16 protein-coding genes are annotated in these 20,222 nt (G+C 32.8%); 11 read left to right on the top strand and 5 right to left on the bottom strand.

Annotated elements, in window-relative coordinates:
* Nucleotides 1–49 precede the first annotated feature (49 nt).
* The 6 genes from AC15TD_RS12720 (at nucleotide 50) to AC15TD_RS12695 (ending at nucleotide 4,510) form a co-directional block, all read left to right on the top strand.
* Nucleotides 50–1,021 (top strand): M23 family metallopeptidase, encoded by a 972-nt coding sequence (locus tag AC15TD_RS12720; RefSeq protein ID WP_484452531.1) that lies wholly within the window; start codon nucleotides 50–52, stop codon nucleotides 1,019–1,021.
* Complete coding sequence (locus tag AC15TD_RS12715; protein ID WP_484452530.1) at nucleotides 1,021–1,350, top strand: MerR family transcriptional regulator; 330 nt, start codon at nucleotides 1,021–1,023, stop codon at nucleotides 1,348–1,350. Before AC15TD_RS12720 ends, AC15TD_RS12715 begins: the two co-directional genes overlap by 1 nt.
* Nucleotides 1,351–1,422: 72 nt before the next feature.
* A complete protein-coding gene (locus AC15TD_RS12710) occupies nucleotides 1,423–2,022 on the top strand; it encodes a LemA family protein (protein ID WP_484452529.1) in 600 nt (199 codons plus the stop codon).
* A gap of 6 nt (nucleotides 2,023–2,028) precedes the next feature.
* Nucleotides 2,029–2,466, top strand: a complete 438-nt coding sequence (locus AC15TD_RS12705) for a TPM domain-containing protein (RefSeq protein ID WP_484452528.1) — start codon at nucleotides 2,029–2,031, stop codon at nucleotides 2,464–2,466.
* Between the two features lie 28 nt (nucleotides 2,467–2,494).
* Complete coding sequence (locus tag AC15TD_RS12700) at nucleotides 2,495–3,307, top strand: TPM domain-containing protein (protein ID WP_484452527.1); 813 nt, start codon at nucleotides 2,495–2,497, stop codon at nucleotides 3,305–3,307.
* A 54-nt stretch (nucleotides 3,308–3,361) separates the two neighbouring features.
* A complete protein-coding gene (locus AC15TD_RS12695) occupies nucleotides 3,362–4,510 on the top strand; it encodes a T9SS type A sorting domain-containing protein (RefSeq protein ID WP_484452526.1) in 1,149 nt (382 codons plus the stop codon).
* Between the two features lie 4 nt (nucleotides 4,511–4,514).
* Here the strand turns inward: AC15TD_RS12695 and AC15TD_RS12690 are convergent, their stop codons facing one another.
* The 3 genes from AC15TD_RS12690 to der all read right to left on the bottom strand — a co-directional run bounded on the left by AC15TD_RS12690 (nucleotide 4,515) and on the right by der (nucleotide 8,887).
* Entirely contained in the window at nucleotides 4,515–4,700 is a 186-nt protein-coding gene (locus tag AC15TD_RS12690; protein ID WP_484452525.1) for a hypothetical protein, read from the bottom strand.
* On the bottom strand, nucleotides 4,672–7,431 hold the full coding sequence (locus tag AC15TD_RS12685) for an outer membrane beta-barrel protein (RefSeq protein ID WP_484452524.1): 2,760 nt from the start codon (nucleotides 7,429–7,431) through the stop codon (nucleotides 4,672–4,674). The genes AC15TD_RS12690 and AC15TD_RS12685 overlap by 29 nt, the downstream gene beginning before the upstream one ends.
* Nucleotides 7,432–7,582: 151 nt before the next feature.
* A complete protein-coding gene (gene der, locus AC15TD_RS12680) occupies nucleotides 7,583–8,887 on the bottom strand; it encodes a ribosome biogenesis GTPase Der (RefSeq protein ID WP_484452523.1) in 1,305 nt (434 codons plus the stop codon).
* A 174-nt stretch (nucleotides 8,888–9,061) separates the two neighbouring features.
* Here der and AC15TD_RS12675 point away from each other — a divergent pair, with 174 nt between their 5' ends.
* Nucleotides 9,062–9,556: a GTP-binding protein gene (locus AC15TD_RS12675; protein WP_484452522.1), complete on the top strand. Its 495-nt coding sequence runs from the start codon at nucleotides 9,062–9,064 to the stop codon at nucleotides 9,554–9,556.
* A 15-nt stretch (nucleotides 9,557–9,571) separates the two neighbouring features.
* Here the strand turns inward: AC15TD_RS12675 and era are convergent, their stop codons facing one another.
* The gene (gene era / locus AC15TD_RS12670) at nucleotides 9,572–10,453 is read right to left on the bottom strand and encodes a GTPase Era (protein WP_484452521.1); all 882 of its coding nucleotides are present in this window, start codon (nucleotides 10,451–10,453) and stop codon (nucleotides 9,572–9,574) included.
* A gap of 152 nt (nucleotides 10,454–10,605) precedes the next feature.
* Between era and AC15TD_RS12665 the strand changes: the two genes are divergently transcribed.
* Nucleotides 10,606–13,845 carry a S41 family peptidase gene (locus AC15TD_RS12665; RefSeq protein ID WP_484452520.1) on the top strand — a complete coding sequence of 1,080 codons (3,240 nt, stop codon included), beginning with the start codon at nucleotides 10,606–10,608 and terminating at the stop codon, nucleotides 13,843–13,845.
* Between the two features lie 67 nt (nucleotides 13,846–13,912).
* Here the strand turns inward: AC15TD_RS12665 and bamJ are convergent, their stop codons facing one another.
* Nucleotides 13,913–14,641 carry a BamJ family beta-barrel-assembly machinery protein gene (gene bamJ, locus AC15TD_RS12660; RefSeq protein ID WP_484452519.1) on the bottom strand — a complete coding sequence of 243 codons (729 nt, stop codon included), beginning with the start codon at nucleotides 14,639–14,641 and terminating at the stop codon, nucleotides 13,913–13,915.
* Between the two features lie 644 nt (nucleotides 14,642–15,285).
* Between bamJ and AC15TD_RS12655 the strand changes: the two genes are divergently transcribed.
* The 3 genes from AC15TD_RS12655 to AC15TD_RS12645 all read left to right on the top strand — a co-directional run bounded on the left by AC15TD_RS12655 (nucleotide 15,286) and on the right by AC15TD_RS12645 (nucleotide 20,195).
* The gene (locus AC15TD_RS12655; protein WP_484452518.1) at nucleotides 15,286–17,481 is read left to right on the top strand and encodes a heavy metal translocating P-type ATPase; all 2,196 of its coding nucleotides are present in this window, start codon (nucleotides 15,286–15,288) and stop codon (nucleotides 17,479–17,481) included.
* A 224-nt stretch (nucleotides 17,482–17,705) separates the two neighbouring features.
* Nucleotides 17,706–19,019, top strand: a complete 1,314-nt coding sequence (locus tag AC15TD_RS12650) for a TolC family protein (RefSeq protein ID WP_484452517.1) — start codon at nucleotides 17,706–17,708, stop codon at nucleotides 19,017–19,019.
* Between the two features lie 102 nt (nucleotides 19,020–19,121).
* On the top strand, nucleotides 19,122–20,195 hold the full coding sequence (locus AC15TD_RS12645) for an efflux RND transporter periplasmic adaptor subunit (RefSeq protein WP_484452516.1): 1,074 nt from the start codon (nucleotides 19,122–19,124) through the stop codon (nucleotides 20,193–20,195).
* The last annotated feature ends 27 nt before the right edge of the window (nucleotides 20,196–20,222 follow it).

The following is a 20,222-nucleotide window of genomic DNA, read 5'->3' as shown; positions in this document are numbered from 1 at the left end:
AATAATAAATTGCGTGATATTAAAATGCAAAAATAGTATAATTTAAGTAATGAGTAAGGTAAAATATTATTACGATTCTGAATCGCTTTCTTACCGAAAAATAGTCCGCCAAAAAAGGACTACGGTAAAATATGCATTCATGTTTTTATTAGGTTCTGCTCTTTTTGGTTTTCTTTTTGTTTTCATTGCTAGCCAGTACGTTGAATCTCCTAAAGAAAGAGCTTTAAAAAGAGAATTGCAAAACGCTCAACTTCAGTTTCAATTACTCAATAAAAAAATGCAAGAAGCAGAAACTGTTTTAGCGCAATTAGAAGATAGAGATAATAATATTTATCGAGTTTATTTTGAAGCAAACCCAATACCAGACGAGCAGAGAAAAGCAGGGTTTGGAGGTATAAACAGATACAAAAGTTTTGAAGGTTTTGATAATTCAAAACTCATTATTGAATCTAATAAACGTATAGACATTTTACAAAAGCAAATAGTAGTTCAGTCTAAATCACTTGATGAAATTGCTAAACTTGCTGAGGAAAAAGAAAAACTTTTGGCTTCAATACCAGCGATTCAACCCGTAAAAAATGAAGATTTAAAACGTATGGCTTCTGGTTACGGCATGCGTTCAGATCCGTTTACCAAAGTTAGAAAAATGCATTGGGGAATGGACTTTACAGCACCAAGAGGAACACCTATATACGCTACTGGTGATGGCGTTATTGTGAGAGCAGATGCTGGCGCAACAGGGTATGGCAAACACATAAGAATTGATCATGGGTATGGATATGTTAGTTTGTACGCGCATTTATACAAATATAACGTTAAGAAAAATCAGAAAGTTAAACGAGGTGATTTAATTGGGTTTGTAGGAAGCACTGGTCGTTCTCAAGCACCTCATTGCCATTATGAAATTTATAAAGATGGACAAAAAATTAATCCTATTAACTTCTACTACGGAAGTTTAACGGCTGAAGAATTTAATAAGCTTCTAGAACATGCGTCACTAGAAAATCAATCATTAGACTAATGCATATAGACTTACCTGAAAAGCGATATTATGGCATTGGAGAAGTAGCGAAAGCTTTTGGTGTAAATGCATCACTTATCCGATTTTGGGAAAAAGAGTTTGATGTACTAAAACCAAAAAAGAATGCCAAAGGGAACAGAAAATTCACTGCAGAAGATATTAAAAATCTAAAGCTTATTTATCATTTAGTAAAAGAAAGAGGTTTCACTCTTGAAGGTGCAAAAACACATCTTAAAGAAGAAAAGCAAAAAACACTTAATAAATTTGAAATTATTAGTAAATTAGAAGATATTAAGAATAAACTGGTTAAAATAAAAAATCAGATGTAACATTTCTTTAGCTTTTTCAACTAATAATATAATCGCAGGTAATAAAAACGTTAACACTAAAACTTTAAACACATGAAAAAATGGTTGATCCCAGTAATTATAATAGTTGTTGTAATTTTTGGAATATACAAATGGGCTGTTGGATTTAATAATAATGCCGTTAGGTTAAATGAAAATGTAAGTGAAGCTTGGGGAAATGTACAAACCTCATACCAGCGCAGAAATGACCTGATCGGGAATTTAGTAAACACTGTAAAAGGTGCTGCAGATTTCGAACGTAATACATTAACCGATGTTATTGAAGCACGTTCTAAAGCAACACAAACTACAATAGACCCCGCTAATATTACTCCAGAGCAATTAAAACAATTTAACGAAGCACAAGGTGGTTTAAGTAGTGCGCTTTCAAGATTGTTGGTAACTGTAGAACGTTATCCGGAATTAAAAGCCAATCAAAATTTCTTAAAGCTCCAAGACGAATTAACAAGCACAGAAAACACGATTCAAACAGCTAGAACAAGATATAACGAAGCGATTAAGCCTTATAACAATCATGTAAAAACCTTCCCTAATTCCGTTTTAGCAGGGCTTTTTAATTTTGATGATAAACCATATTTTGATGCAGAAGCTGGAGCAGAAAGACCAGTTGATGTAGAATTTGACTTTAACTAAAAAACTATGTCTAAAGTAGAAGGTTTTCTTTCTAAAAAAGAAGAAGAGGAAATCATTGAAGCTATAAGAATAGCGGAATTAAATACGTCTGGCGAAATACGTGTACACATTGAGAAAACAACAAAAAAAGATGCTTTCGACCGTGCCTTAGAAGTATTTCATTATTTAAAGATGGATAACACCAAAGAACAAAATGGTGTACTTATTTATGTTGCTGTTAAAGATAAAACCTTTGTAATCTATGGAGATAAAGGTATTAATGATGTGGTTCCAAAAGATTTTTGGGATAGCACCAAAGATGTTATGCAATCTCATTTTAAATCGGGCAATTTTAAACAAGGACTTATTGATGGTGTTTTAAAAGCTGGTAAAGAATTAGAAAAACATTTCCCATGGGAAAAAGGCGATGTAAACGAACTATCAGATGAAATTTCTAAAGGTTAATTCTAACATGCTCAACTCTGTTTTAAACATGGAACTATCAAAAAAGTTAAACATCTTATTTCTAACTTTTTTTATAGGGCTTTTTTCATTCAACACTACGTTTGCACAATTTGATATTCCACCAATTCCTGAAGAGCAAACTAGCGTCTACGATTATAATAAGCTCTTAAAAAATTCAGAAAAGTCTACGCTCGAAAACAAACTTATTAAATACTCAGACACGACCTCTACTCAAATCGTTGTCGTTATAATAAGCACAACAAAAGGCGAAAATATTGGCCTTTTAACGCCAAGATGGGCGCAAAAATGGGGTATTGGACAAGCTAAAGAAGATAATGGTGTTTTTATTTTATTGGCTGAAGATGATAGAAAAATATGGATTTCACCAGGTTATGGTGTTGAGGACAGATTAACGGCTGGTATTGTTGGAGAAATTACTAGAAACGTAATTATTCCAGAATTCAAAAAAGGAGATTACTATCAAGGATTGAATCGAGGTGTCGATACTATTTTTCAAGTTTTAACCGGCGCTTATGAAGGTACCAGAAAGGTTGATTCGCCTTCTTTTCCGCCGCAATTACTATTTATACTTTTCATTATTTTTATTATTATCATTATTTCCATTTCTAAAAACAAACGTGGAGGTGGAAACGGAAGAGGTGGTAATAAAAATGGTGGTTTTGATATTTGGGATGCCATTATTCTAAGCAATATGGGTAGAGGCAGCTTCGGAGGTCGTTCATCGGGCAGCGGTTGGGGCGGAAGCTCTGGTGGCGGTGGCTTCGGTGGTGGCTTTGGCGGTGGCGGATTCTCTGGTGGTGGTGCTGGTGGTAGTTGGTAGGTTTTTCTATAAGTATTTTTCTTATCTTTCACCGAAAGAAAATTACAACCAACCATGAAATATATTCTACTATTATTAATCAGCTTTTATACTGGATTTGTTTTAAATGCGCAATCTGTAACATCTTCAGATAAATTTAATTTACCTGAAACCGTTAAAGAAACATCTGGTCTTATTTTTTATAACAATACTTTAATTACACATAACGACAGCGGAAATGCTGCCGAATTATATGAAATTAACACCATCAACGGGAGTATTACGCGCACAGTGACCATTACTAATGCAACCAATACAGACTGGGAAGATATTGCGCAAGATGATACTTATATATACATAGGCGATATTGGGAATAATAATGGTACCAGAACTGATTTAAAATTTTATCGCGTTTTAAAATCTGATTTTGAATTGAATACTAGCATAACCGCCGACATTATTAATTATTCGTACGCCGACCAAACCGATTTTACTTTAAGTCCACAAAACAATAATTGGGATGCTGAAGCTTTTGTGGTTTATAATGATTATTTATTAATCTTTTCAAAAAACTGGGTTAATAACGAGGTGGATGTATATGCCATTCCAAAAACTATTGGAATGCAGAGCGCTGCTAAAGTTAGCAGCTATAATTCGCAAGGCCTAGTTACAGGAGCCGATTTAGTAGATACTAATAAAATATATCTTTCAGGTTATTCAATAGCTACGAATATTACACCGTTTTTAATTGAAATTTATAATTTAAATATAAGTACACCTTCAAACCTTGATGTCTTTGCAAATAGCGATACCATTAAATTGAATAACTTTTTACCTTTGGGAAATCAAGTAGAAGGCATCTGCTTTATTGAGACGATTAATTCAACAGACAAACTTTATATCTCTAATGAAGAACTCTCAATTACGTCACCTTTCGCTTTAACTTTCCCTTCGAAACTTAGAGAGTTAACCATGGATAATTCAACTTTAAACACAAAAAAAGTTGGCATGCCAAGTAATATTCAGTTGTACCCTAATCCTTTCGTTAATGATATCCGATTGAATAAAAAAGTAGATGAAATAAAAATTTACAATAGTTTAGGAATATGCGTTTTAAAAACAAAAAAGACTGATATTATGGACACTTCGTTTCTATCTTCAGGTGTCTATATAATTTCTTTACAGGATCAAAACGCCATTATTACAAAGAAAATAATAAAGTAACCTATTACTTTTTACGCATATATACATTAATAGAAACTCCAGTAAAATCAAAATGCCCTCTTAATTTATTCTCAAGAAAGCGCATATATGGTTCTTTTAGGTATGGTGGTGAATTTCGAAATAATGCATTAAATTTAATAATAAAAAAAATAGTAACATTCTTAATGTTTGTGAAACCTTTCTCTATCATTTCCTATTTCTCCTGCCTTTCCTAAACTATTAAATTTCCAACTAAAGCTTAGCATAAAATATTGTTCTAAAACAGTACTTTGTGAATCTTCAATATAATTTGAAGTTGCTATGCGTCTTGCATTCGTATTCTGGTTCAATAAATCGTAAACTTTGAATGTTATATTTCCATTGTTTTTAAGCACAGAATAGGCCAATGTTGAATTCCAAAACCAAGCGCTTTTTTGAAAACCTGGTGCAATATTAGGATTGTAGTTAAACTGGATATCGTTTCGCCACTCGAATCCTTTTGGGAAAAAAGTGGCTGAATTTAAATTAAGAGAATGGCTAATAAATTCTTGATTATCAATATTTTCAATATCAAATGTATTTTTGGTAAAAGACAAATTGTATCGTGGATTAAATTCTAATACATCTTTCCAAACGAAACGAAGTCCAAGTCTTGGAGATATTGAAGTATTTGTACTAGTATATTGTATTCCATTATTAAAATTCACAGACCGTGTAATATTGGGGCCCACTCCAGCATCAAAACTAACCGTTCTTAAACTATCTATTTTAACTTTTTTATTTACTGACAAATACCCATTTAATTGATAAGCCCCATTTACATTTGCAAATGTCGTTTCTCTAACTAAATTTTCATCAATTATCGTTTTTCTAACAACGGTATTATTGTCAAAATTCGCACTTAAATACCCATAAAACCCAGATCCTTTTTGAAAATCGAAAGCATTAAAACGCATATAAACACGGTGACTATTCTCTGGTTCTAAATTAGGATTACCGACAACGGTATTTAATGGATTTGAAACATTTCTGAATGGTTGTAAATTGGATAGTTGAGGCGGATTATTATTTAATCTATAACCAAACCTAAGCGAGGATTTAGGACTAAATCTATAACGAAATCTAGATCTTAATTCAATAGCTTCAAAATCGCGTTTTATACTAAATTCTGGTCTAAGATTATCATTGTTTTCTAAAATTCTAAATACATAAGATGTTTCAAAACTAGCTGACCAATCTTTTTTTTTATATTCAAGTTCAATGGATGGTGTACTCCTTTCATTTATATATTGAAAATCAGTACTCAATTCAGTATTAAAAATAGAATACTCATTTGTGATTTCATCCTTATCAAATGTGCTTTTTCTATCCTCTTGTTTATTTCTGTCATAATCATATTGTAATTCTAAAAAGAACTCTTTCCCAATTAATGGCAGTCTATATGTTACTCTTGAATTAAAACTATTAATCTTGTTTTCACCATCAGTATATTGATCTCTAATAATATCTTCAGGATTATCTCCCAAAATATTGGTTTCAGAGTTTAAGTAATCATCACTTTCTCTAATATTTATTCCATTTTCTATACTAAATCTCAAAAATGCCCCATTTGAACCAAATCGTTTTGTTATATCAATATCATTGTTAAAATTTTTACCAAATGTTTCAACACTTGATGCTAACATAGATTGATTAATTAATACATTTAATTCATCTGACGACGTTTCATCTTCCGAAAAAACCGTTTTACTTTTTGAATATCTAAAAGAAGGCTCTATATTTATCAATAAAGTAGAATCAACTTTTATATCAAACTCAAAATTTGCGCTGTGACTATCACTATCATTAAAACTATTACTATTAGATGTTGTAAAATATCTAGAATCTGCTAAAATATTCTCTCTATTACTCGTACTTTTATTCTCTGAGTTACTTCCTGAATAAAAATAATTTGCAGCAACATCAAATTTTTCGCCAAACTTATCTGCATAGTTTGTACCATAGTTTTGAGATTCAGTAATTCCTTGTCCGCCACCAAAAGATCGTCCGTTAAAGTTAATATTACCCCCACCAAACATTTTTCGTATTTCTCCAAAACTAAACCCAGGAGAATTAATATCATTACCGCCTGCTAAAAAACTAATGCGCCGGTCATTATCAAAATAATTAAACATGCCTGCATATTCATAATGATTATCTGTACCAGCACCAGCTGCCACACGACCAAAAATACCCTTATTATTTTCCTTCTTAATTACTAGGTTTATGGTTTTATTTTCACCATCTACTTCTTCACCCGTAAAGGCTTGATCTTTTGTTTTAGTATCTAAAACCTGGATTTTTTCAACAATATCTTTGGTTAAATTTCTAGTCGTGATAGTTGGGTCGCTACCAAAAAACGGTTTGCCGTTTACCAATATCTTATTAACTTCTTTTCCATTAACTGTAATGGTTCCTTCTTCACTAATTTCAACCCCTGGTAGCTCTTTTAATAAATCTTCAACGTTAGCATCTTTTTTAGTTTTAAAAGAATTAACATTAAATTCCATGGTATCTCTTTTTATTATAATAGGTGCAACAGATGTAATGATGATTTCGTCTAATGTATTTGTACTTGATTTAAGAATGATATTCCCTAAATCTATTGTTTCTGTATCTAAACTAATAGCTTTAAAATAGGTTTGATACCCAATGTAAGAAACATAAAAATTCGCTTTTTTATATGGTGTTTTATTTTCTAATATAAATTTTCCGTCCTTATCTGAAATGGTATAAGTAATTAAAGTACTATCATTAACTTGTTGAAGATATATAGTTGCAGATTCTAGAGGTATTTTATCTTCTTCGGAAATTAAAGTGCCTGAAATTTTAAAGGGTTTAGATTGAGCAAAAGAGTTGATAAAAAATAACATCAATATAAATCCACAAAAATACGTTCTCATTTTGTTGTTGTTCTAGGCTAAAAATGTTTGACCTTCTGGGTTTTAAAAGGTTTAAATGTGATTACTTGTTTTATGAAAACATTAACATTTATCAAAAAAAAACCAAATTTAGATTTCAAGAAAAAAAATGCTCTTAAAAAGAGCAAATAACCTATTTCTTTCTCATATACACACTAATAGGCACCCCATGAAAATCAAAATGCTCACGCAACTTGTTTTCGAGAAAGCGTTTGTAAGGTTCTTTTACATATTGCGGTAAGTTGCAAAAGAAGGCAAATTGTGGTTGTGGTGTTGGCAACTGCATGATATATTTTATTTTTACATACTTTGCTTTATACGCAGGCGGTGGATAGTTTTCAATAATGGGCAGTAAGATTTCATTAAGCTTACTGGTTTTTATCTTTTTAGAACGATTTTTATATACTTCAACAGCCGTTTCTATGGCTTTATAAATACGTTGTTTTGTGAGTGCAGATATAAAAACAATAGGGATATCTGTAAACGGTTCCATTTGTTTTCTTATCGTTTTTTCATAATCTTTTACAGATTTATGGTCTTTTTCTACCGTATCCCATTTATTAACTAAAATAACAATCCCTTTTCGGTTTCGCTCAGCCAACCAAAATATATTCTGAACCTGTCCATCAAATCCACGATTGGCATCTAAAACGATTAAACACACGTCTGAATGTTCAATAGCACGCACACTTCGCATAACAGAATAAAACTCTAAATCTTCTTTAACTTTTGCTTTACGTCTTATACCAGCTGTATCAACCAAATTAAACTCAAATCCGAAGCTATTATATTTTGTGTCAATAGAATCACGAGTTGTTCCAGCGATATCGGTAACAATATATCTATCCACACCCATCAACGCATTAATAAACGATGATTTTCCTGCATTTGGGCGACCAACTACAGCAAATCTTGGCAGTTCATCTTCTACAATAGTCTCTTTTTCCGGTAAGGCTTTAACTAAAGCATCTAGTAAATCACCTGTTCCGCTACCATTTATACTAGCAATAGTAAAATATTCACCCAATCCTAATGAGTAAAATTCTACAGCATCTTCAGCTCGTTTCGCATTATCAACTTTATTAACAACAAGAAATACGGGCTTATTTACCTTTCGTAATAACTTAGCAACATCTTCATCCATACCAGTAACACCAGTCTCTACATCAACCATAAAAATAATAGCATCAGCTTCATCAATAGCCAATTCTACTTGTTTATCAATCTCTGCCTCAAAAACATCATCACTTCCTAAAACATAACCACCAGTGTCAATAAGCGAAAACTCTTTACCATTCCAATCACTCTTTCCGTAATGCCTATCTCTTGTAACGCCACTTACGGCATCTACAATGGCTTCTCTGCGTTGTATCAATCGATTGAAAAATGTTGACTTCCCTACATTTGGCCGTCCTACTATGGCAACTATATTACTCATGTTGTTTATGTTAATTGTAACAGCCTAAGGCTGATTTAATTATTTAGCATGGTTGGCTAAATTTTTTGCAAAAATAGAAAATATACCCTACGTAATTGTCTTTTTTACCAACTATTAAATTGTTTAGTTTTTTGAAGAAAAAATAGTATTTTACTATCCTTAAAACCAAACTAGATGTCAACCGCCAATACCATTGTATTAAGACCACGTTTTAAAATAGAAATAGAACGTGATAATGAAACTGTTTTAAAAGCTTTTGAAATTGCTAAAACATCACAAAAAAAATTTATTGTAAACCTCATTGATAATCATGTTTTTATAAAATTCCCAAAACAAGAACAGCATTTTTGGTCACCTCAGCTTCACCTTGAAATTGATAACGAAACACATAATTCTTGTGTTCTACATGGGTTATATGGTCCAAGTCCAACCGTTTGGACGCTTTTTATGTTTTTGCATTTTATGGTTGCAGGTTTATTTATTGCCTCTTGTATTTGGGCATATACTAACTGGCGTTTAAATTCTAGTTACTCGTTACAAGTAAGCCTCATGATTTTTATGGTAATCGTTTGGTTTGTGCTTTATTTTGCCGGCAGCATTGGTAAAGTTTCTAGCAAAAGTGACATATTAGAACTTCAAAAGTTTATGAACGGTATTTTAGAAAACTAACGCTCTCTTTCTTTTTTACTTCTGATTGTAACCGAAACGTTTTAGCTGGTTTGCATTAGAACGCCAATTTTTATTTACCTTAACATACAACTCAATATGTATTTGTTTTCCAAAGAATTTTTCAAGATCTTTTCTAGCCTCTACTCCTACACGTTTTAAAGCACTTCCTTTATGACCAATAATAATTCCCTTTTGAGTTTCGCGCTCCACCATAATGACTGAGCGAATTCTAATAATAGTTTCTTCTTCAAAAAATTCTTCTGTATCTACCTCTACGGCATATGGAATTTCTTTTTTATAATGAATAAGAATTTTTTCTCGTATGGTTTCATTAATAAAAAAACGTTCGGGTTTATCTGTCAACTGATCCTTCGGATAAAACGCAGGTGATTCTGGAAGTAATTCAATAATTCTATTAAAGACTTCCTTCACATTAAAACCTTGTAATGCAGACATTGGGAAAATTTCCGCATTAGGGACCTTTTGCGTCCATAATTGAACCTGTGTTTCAAGTTGGTCTTGATTGGAAATGTCTATTTTATTTAAAAGGAGTAATACTGGTATTTTAGAACTTGTAATTTTATTAAAAAAAACCTCATCCTTTAACTCTTGTTCCCCTATTTCAACCATATACAATAACACATCAGCATCCTCAAAGGCCGATTTCACAAAACCCATCATAGATTCCTGGAGCTCATATGCAGGCTTAATAATCCCTGGGGTATCTGATAAAACCACTTGAAAATTCTCGCCATTTACAATGCCCAAAATTCGATGCCTAGTTGTTTGGGCTTTAGATGTGATGATAGATAATTTCTCACCTACAAAGGCATTCATAAGTGTAGATTTACCTACATTTGGATTCCCAATAATATTTACAAAACCTGCTTTATGCATTCTAATCTTAAATTAAATACAAATATAGTACTTATAGATTTGTAACTAAAAAGCATATTGATTTATTAAAATATAATTTGATTAGGAAACTTTTATTCTTAAGATTTATAGTAACTTGTTAAACTGAATTTTTATCAATCAAAGCAGATCTTATGAAAAATTTATCCTTTTTACTTACTTTTTTATTTTTGGGGTCAATCCACGCCCAAATAAGTGGAAAATTAATGCAGTATCCAGATGTTTCAGATACACATATTACTTTTGTTTATGGCGATGATGTTTGGATTATGCCGAAATCTGGAGGAGTCGCAAATCGACTAAGCTCTCCCGAAGGTGCTGAAAGTTTTCCTCGATTTTCTCCTGATGGAAACATGATTGCTTACACAGCTAATTATCAAGGCAATGATGATGTATTCGTTATTGAAGTGAATGGAGGAATCCCAAAAAGATTGACTTATCACGGTATGCCGGATCGCGTTTTAGGATGGTCACCAGATGGGAATTCTGTTTTGTTTGCTTCGTCACGGGAAAGTGGACGCCAACGATATAGCCAGTTTTACACAATTTCTATAACAGACGGAACACTTACTAAATTACCTGTTCCATATGGAGAGTACGCTTCATTTTCTGCTGATGGACAAAAAATAGCCTATACAGACAGAACGAGAGTACATAGAAATTGGAAACGATATCGTGGTGGCACAGCTCCGGACATTACCGTTTTTGATCTTAAAACATTTAAAAGTGAAAATATTACCAATAATATCGCTAATGATGAATTACCAATGTGGGTTGGAAACACGATATACTACATGTCTGATAACGGCCCCAACAAAAGAAATAATCTTTGGAAACATAACAATGAAACTAAAATCAATACGCAATTGACGCATTTTGTTGATTATGATATTACATATCCAGAAAGCAGTACTTCAGATATTATTTTTGAAGCTGGCGGCAAATTATATCTATTTAATTTGGAAACTGAAAAAAGCAGTGAAGTTAATGTTCAAATAATTTCAGATCAAAAAAATCTCATTTCTCAACAAAAAAATGTTGCCGCATTTATGTATGGTGCAACGCTTTCCCCAGACGGGAACAGGGTTATTGTTGAAGCAAGAGGAGACTTATTTAATTTACCTGCTAGCGAAGGATTTGTATCAGACATAACAGCTTCATCAGGAATAGCCGAAAGAGAACCTTCTTGGTCTCCAGATGGAAAACATTTAGCCTATTGGAGTGATGCTTCAGGTGAATACCAGTTGGTTTTACACGATGTAAAAGGTATTCAAAAATCAAAATCTCTAACCAATTTTAAAACCGGGTTTAATTATTCCATTTTTTGGTCGCCAGATAGTAAAAAAATTATGTATGTTGATCAAGCAATGAATATTAATTGTGTTGATATTAATACTGGAGATGTTGTTCAAGCTGATAAAGGAAATTATATGTTTGAAGGAAACTTACAAAATTTTAAAGTTAGTTGGTCTCCAGACAGTAATTGGGCTGTGTATTCTAGAAGTAGAGATAATCGTTCTAAATCAGCTCTATTCCTTTATAATGTTCAAAACAAAAAAGTGTCTCAGCTTACTTCAGGATACTATAGTGATAGTAATCCTACTTTTAGTACCGATGGTAAATATCTATTCTTTACAACTAGTAGAACGTTTAATCCTGTTTATTCAGATTTAGATAATACCTTTATTTATCCAAACTCTACCACGGTTGCTGTTGGAACCTTAAATACCAAAGAGGCGTCTTTATTAGAAGTTAAAAATGATGCGATAGGGGATTCGAAGAAAGAAGAAGAAAAAGAAAAAGATTCCGATAAAGAAGCTAAAAAAGAGATAGCCAAAACAGTTATAGACATCAACGGATTCGAAAATAGAGTAGAAATATTGGATATACCTGCAGGTCGGGTAACCAATTTACAAGCAGTTGATGGCAAATTATTGTTTACAAGGTTTCCAAATTCTGGGGCTAGTGAAGAGGAATCACCTAAATTAAATTATTATGATTTTAAAGAACGGGAAGTTAAAACAATAATAAACAAAGTTTCTAATTATAAAGTTTCGGCTAATGGAAAAAAAATATTAGTGTTTCAAGAACAAAAACTTGCCGTTATAGAGATTAAAGCAGATCAAAAAATAGACAAAACCGTTCCTACTGATAAAATGATTATGAATGTTGTTCCTAAAGAAGAATGGAAGCAAATTTTTAATGATGTTTGGCGATTTGAACGAGATTACTTCTATGATCCTAACATGCATGGCGTAGACTGGAATACGATGAGAACCCGTTATGGTAATTTAGTGGACCAAGCTAACTCTCGAAATGATGTAAACATTATTATTGGCGATTTAATTGCCGAATTAAATGCCTCTCACACCTACAATGGCGGTGGTGATATTGAGCGTGCACCTAGAATGAACGTTGGGTATTTAGGTGCTGATATTAGTTTAGAAAATAGTTACTATCAAATTAAAAAAATTATTTCTGGAGCTCCATGGGACACAGAAGTGCACTCTCCATTATCTAAACCAGGTGTGAGCATAAATGAAGGAGATTACATATTAGCAGTAAATGGTCTTCCTATTGACACCACAAAACCTTTTTCATCATCACTACAAGGATTAGGAGATGCTACCGTACAGTTAACAGTCAACAATACACCGTCAATAATTAATTCAAAAAAAATTATTATTAAAACCATGTCTTCCGAAACAAGGTTGCGCCATTTAGCCTGGATTGAAACTAATAGAAAAAGAGTGGATGAAGCAACAAAGGGTAAAATAGGATATGTGTATGTACGTAGCACAGGAATTGATGGTCAAAATGAATTAATCAGACAATTTTATGCACAAATGAACAAAGAAGGTTTGATTATAGATGAAAGATTCAATAGTGGAGGACAAATTCCTGACAGGTTTGTAGAATTATTAGATAGAGATCCATTGGCTTTCTTTGCGGTAAGAGACGGAAAAGACTGGGCGTGGCCACCATCAGGTAATTTTGGCCCAAAAATTATGCTTATTAATGGGTTTAGTGGTTCTGGCGGTGATGCCTTTCCTGATTATTTTAGAAAAAGAGGCTTGGGCCCTTTAATTGGAACACGTACTTGGGGTGGTTTAATTGGTATTTCTGGTGCGCCTAGCTTAGTTGATAACGGGCGCATAACAATACCAACTTTTAGAATGTATGATTCAAACGGTGAATGGTTTAAAGAAGGACATGGTGTAGATCCCGATATAGAAGTTATTGAAGATTTTGAAAAACTGGCAAATGGGACAGATATTCAGCTTGAAGCTGGAATTGAAGAAGTCTTAAAATTGCTTAACAGCAATAATACATTTAAAAAACCTGAAAGACCAGCGTACGAAAACCGAAACTAAGGTCTTTAAACAAAAAAACAGGAAGCTAAACTTCCTGTTTTTATTTATAATTTATGTTTAAATAATTTTAATTAACTATTTCTAAAAGCTCAACTTCAAATACTAAAGCAGTAAATGGTTTTATTGGTCCTCCTTGACGTGGAGTCCCACCATAAGCTAATTCTTGTGGAATAAAGAATTTATATTTTGATCCAACTGGCATTAATTGCAATCCTTCAGTCCAACCTTTAATTACCTGTGTTACTCCAAATTCAGCCGGTGTACCTCTGTCTACAGAACTATCAAATACAGTTCCATCGATTAAGGTTCCATGATAATGAACTTTTACTTTCGACGCTGTTGTAGGTTTTTCTCCAGAACCTTCTTTCATAACGATATACTGTAAGCCGGTTTCAGTAACTTTTACACCTTCTTTAGTTTTATTTTCTTCTAAGAATTTCTCACCAGCCACTTTATTATCATTAAATTGCTCTTCAGCTTTTGCTAAAGCTTCTGCTTGTTGTTTTTCTCTATCTGCCTGCTGCTTTTTGGTCATATAACTTTTTATAATCTCTTGAACAGCTTCTTTGTCAATTAATACATCTGATGAATCAACAACTGACATGTATCCTTGAATAAATAAATCGTTGTCAAACTCTGTGAATGATGTTCCAACATTTCTAGCAACATCCATTCCTATTGCGTAACTAACAGAATCAATTTCTGTTTCTAATGATTTTTTTGAAACACCTTGACTATTACATGAAGATACTATTGCTGTTAAAAATAGAACTCCTAAAAACTTAATTAATTTCATTTGTCTTTATTATTTAAAATTTGAGCAAAAGTAATAAATTTTATATGAGAAAGGAAACAGTGTTTGTTACAATTTTCTTAAATAAAAAATGTGCTTGCAATTTATAGGTTCTTTTAAATAATTAAATACTAAAATTCTGCAACAAAAGTAATATTTATATTAATAAAGAGTTTTAAGATTTAAATACTTCTTCAGAAGACTAAAGCCGAGGATATAAGAAAATGGAGTGTTTCAATTTTATAATATCATGATTTAGACAAGAATATTCATTATTGTTATTTCATTTTATGGCTGTTTTTTTTTGGTGGTGAGGGAAATCTTTTTATCGATTTACATTTGATGAGGTAAATCCATGTTCCACATAAAAATAATGTTATTATTACTAGAAGACATTGCAACACCTCAAAATAAATTAACCTTCATATTTGGAATATTTTTTTTTATTTGATTTCTAAATGAAGTAATCTTTGGTATTTCTAAGTTTGCTTTACTTTTTTTTAAAACAAATCCTATTAATTGTTTAAAGGCGTACATCCTAATAGCTAACAAAAATCATATTTATTTTCATCTTCAATCTTTATCTTGTAGTTATTCAACAATAAAACAAAAAACAAATTTAAAAAATACCTAAATTATCTATACTAATGAATAAACTAAAGTTAGAAATAGGTGAAATTAAACATATTCGAAAAGCTCGAAAAATTGAGCAAATTTTGTGTAAAAAAAAAGGTATTAATCATGTTTCCGTTTCAACTTTAGGATTAGTACAATTGGAATGGGATGAGAACAAGACAAATCAATCTGAGATTATTGAATCGATTAAAAAATTAGGTTTAATTATTAATCATTTACAGAATGGCAAGGAGCAAGTTAATCAAGAACACAGCAAACAGATATCTTCCATTCTCCAAATTTTAGGAGAAAACACTGAACTCTATTTTGCGATAATTAGTGGTGTATTCTGGATATTAGGCGTTATTTTTTCATTTATGTATAGTACTCCAGAAAATGCCTCTACCATTCTTTATATTATTGGAGGTGTTTTTGGAGGCGTATTTACTTTAATTACAGCAGGTAAAGATTTAATTAAGGGAAAATTTGAAATAGATTTTCTAATGCTTTTTGCAGCAGTAGGCGCATCCATACTAGGAAAATGGGGAGAAGCTGCTTTGTTGCTTTTTTTGTTTAGTTTGGGACATGCTCTCGAGCATTATGCCATGAAGCGGGCAAAGAAGTCTATTACCGCTCTTTACGATTTAGTCCCTCCTATGGCCTTGGTTAAACGAAATGGAGAATTGACCGAAGTACATATTGAACAGCTCAAATTAGGAGATATTATTACGGTAAAGCCAAATTCAAAAATTGCTGCAGATGGTGCAGTTACAAAAGGAACAAGCCCCGTGAATCAAGCATCTATCACTGGCGAAAGCATACCTGTAGATAAAAGACCCAATCACAATTGGCAAAATGAAAATGAGATTAATAAACTTCTTCCACAACACCGGGTTTTTGCAGGCACTATCAATGGCAGTGGCGTACTGGAAATTAAAGTATTAAAGGAAGCAAAGGATAGTACACTTTCCCGACTCATTACCTTGGTAAAAGAAGCTGAAACACAAAAATCACCAACACAACATCTCACTGATAAGTTTGAAAAATATTATGTTCCTTCTGTTTTAGTTTTAGTTGTTTTATTACTGTTCGTATTCGTCGTTTTTGATGAAAACTTTCAAGAAAGTTTTTACAGAGCAATGTCTGTGCTAATAGGGGCGTCACCTTGTGCATTGGCAATCTCTACACCAAGTGCAGTATTAGCCGGGATTTCTTGCGCCGCCCGCCATGGTGTTTTAATTAAAGGGGGGCGTCCCCTTGAGGATTTAGGTGGATTAAAGGCAATAGCTTTTGACAAAACAGGAACGCTCACCAAAGGTAAACCCACCTTGACTCATGCCATTCCATTTGGAAACACCACCCAATCACAACTATTAAAAATTGCGGTTGCTGTGGAAGCGATGAGTGACCATCCATTGGCTGCCGCGATAGTTGAAGGAGGGAAAAAAGAATTATTAGACATCACTGTTCCTAAAGCTGAAAACCTAAAATCATTAACTGCAATGGGTATTCAAGCTAATTTAAAGGGTAGCTTAGTCCATATTGGTAATCGAAGACTTTTTGAAGAATTGACGGGAGAAAAGGTTCCTGAAGAACTTGACTTAAAAATGGCAGAACTCGAATCGGGAGGACATACTACCATGATTATCCATAAAGATAATGAATACCTAGGAATTGTTTCTGTGATGGATATTGCCCGCCCTGAAGCTGCTTCCACCCTTGCTACTTTGAAAAAAATGGGAATTAAACGTATGATTATGCTGACTGGTGATAATCAAAAAGTAGCTAATGCAATCGCCAAGCACATTGGAATTACAGACCCAATGGGTAGTTTATTACCTGAAGATAAAGTAAATGCCATAGAACAATTAAAACAACAATTAGGAAAGGTAGCAATGGTTGGAGACGGTGTAAATGATGCTCCTGCTATGGCAAAAAGTACAGTCGGTATTGCTATGGGTGCGGCCGGTTCAGACGTTGCTTTGGAGACAGCGGATATTGCTCTAATGGCTGACAAACTTAGTAATCTTCCTTTTGCAATCGGTCTTAGCAGAAAAGCAAAACAAATCATAAAACAAAATTTAGTTATCAGTTTGGGAATGGTAGCCATTTTAGTTCCAATGACTATCATAGGAACAATAGCTATTGGACCAGCCATAGTGGGTCATGAAGGTTCAACTTTATTAGTCGTAATTAATGCTTTGAGGTTGTTGAGATATGAAATTTAAAATGTTTAAAAAAAATAAAGATGATGTAGAACTATGTATACACAAAACTCTATTTCTATAATTCTAAGTAACAAAGGTTACTAAATAACTATAGGAACACCTATACATTTGCACTGTTAAATAAATTTAAATTATAACATGTGTATAATCATATAATTAAATGATAATCAAAGATATTTTTTATGCCAATTACATATAACCTCTAAAACAAACAATATAAACAAATGAAAATCACCATAAGCACATTAACTTTAAGTTTTTTAGGCTTTGTTTCTATACTGAATGCACAAGATATTGTTACAATATCTAAAACGGAGGTATTTAACAGGGTTAAAGAAGACAACCAGACAATAAAAATTTCTCAAGAAGATTTTAATCAGGCTCAAGCAGATTTCAGGCAAACCAATGCCGTTTTTTTACCAAATATTGCCATTTCACACACGGGTATTTCAACAACCAATCCGCTAATGGCCTTTGGATCTAAATTAAATCAAGAAGTATTAACTGCAGCCGATTTTAATCCTGCCTTATTAAATGATCCCGATCGCATCGAAAACTTTTCAACACGCATTGAAGTTAAGCAACCACTTATTAATGTAGATGGTTTTTATCAGCGTAAAGCAGCTAAAAATAAAATGGAAGCCATGAACTTAAAAACGGAACGTACTCAAGATTATTTGATGTTTGAAGTTGATAAGGCTTACATGCAACTTCAATTAGCTTATAAAGCCTTAGATGTTATTGAAAAAGCACTTAAAGCTGCCGAGTCTAACAAAGAATTAGCCGATAACAGTTTTAAACAAGGCTATTTACAACAAGCCGATGTATTGGCTGTAGAGGTTAGAGTTACTGAAGTGAAAAATCAATTACAAATGGCTAAAAGTAATGTTGAAAATGCTTCGAATTATCTATCATTTTTAATGAACGATCTTAGTAATGCCATATTAAAACCATCAGATAGCTTAACAATTACTAAACTTAACTTAGTCACAGCGTCTCAAGTCTCTGAAGACCGATCGGATATTAAAGCCATGCAAATGGCTGCTGCTGCTTATGAAAGCATGAATAAAGCAGATAAAATGACATTCCTCCCTACTTTAAATGCCTTTGGAAGTTATGAAATATATGACGACCAGATATTTCAAGGCGATGCGAACGGCTACTTAGTTGGCGCACAATTGAGCTGGACTATTTTAGACGGTACTAAGCGTTTTGGAAAAGCTCAAAAAAGTAGAGCTGAATATGAAAAATCAAAGCTTCAATATGAACAATATATTTCTCAAAGTCAATTAGAACTTAATAAAGCCAAGCGCATGCTTATTGATGCTCAAAACAAATTAAAACTCACAAAACTTGCTATGGAGCAATCTCATGAGTCTCTAAGAATACGGACGAATCGATTTAAAGAAGGTCTAGAAAAAACATCAGATTTATTAATAGTAGAAACACAATTTGCACAAAAGCAACTAGAATATTACCAAACCATTTTTGAATATAACTATGCGCAAGCATACTTACAATTTTTAACGAAAGCATAAAAAATTAATATAGATGAAATGAGCTTCCTCAATACTGTTGATATCGACAAAAAATGTATTAGCGAATTACATCTAACCTCTAAAACAATAAAATTAATATAGATGAAAACAAAATATACAATAGCCTTTTTAGCCTTCACCTTTTTTGCCACTAGTTGTGGTAGTGAAGAGAAAAAAACCATGGCAGACAATACGCCAATTTCGGTAATTATAAGTTCTGAAAACGAAAATAACAACAACCCTTTTATCACTACAAGCGGAACCATTCAAGCTGTTAACAGCGCTAATTTAAGCACACGTATGATGGGTTTTGTTACCAAAATACCTGTCAATGTTGGTGACAACGTAAAAAAAGGACAGTTATTAGTCGCTATTAATAACGCAGATTTACAAGCAAAACTATCGCAAGTTAATGCAGGTATTATTGAAGCGACTGCTGCATTTACTAATGCTGAGAAGGATTATAATCGCTTTAAAAACTTGTTTGCAGAAAACAGTGCCTCTCAAAAAGAACTTGATGACATGACGGCTCATTACAATATGGCTAAAGCCAGATTAGAAGGTGCCAAACAAATGAAAAACGAAGTCGATGCACAATTCGCTTATGCTAATATTCGCGCGCCTTTTGATGGTGTTGTTACCGGTACCTTTATAAAAAATGGCGATATGGCAAACCCTGGGATGCCTTTAGTTTCTATGGAAGTCCCAGGACATTTTGAAGTGATGGCTATGGTACCAGAAAGTGAAATCTCAAAAATAACATCGGGTACCTCAGTAAATGTCATTGTAAAATCAATTGACAAAACTGTAAAAGGTACGGTTACTGAAATTAGCACCTCTGCTAAAAATACAGGCGGTCAATATCTCACAAAAGTATCTTTAGGAAAAACAGATGCTTCTATTTTATCAGGCATGTTTGTAACGGTTCAATTCCCTATTGAAAAACAAGAAAAACCAGATATGGTTTTAATATCAAAAGAAGCACTAGTTACTAAAGGTCAGCTTTATGGTGTTTACACCGTTAGTGAAAGTAACACTGCCTTATTACGCTGGTTGCGTATAGGAAGAACCTATGGAGACCAAGTGGAAGTATTGTCGGGATTATCATCAAATGAATCCTATATTATTTCCGCTGACGGCAAATTATATAATGGAGCTAAAGTTACTATTCAATAATTTAAAAAAACGCGTTAAGGATAGAAG

The sequence above is a fragment of the Yeosuana sp. genome (genome assembly GCF_057126245.1).
The sequence above is the reverse complement of the archived record's forward strand: the minus strand, read 5'-3'. Positions and strand labels throughout refer to the sequence as shown.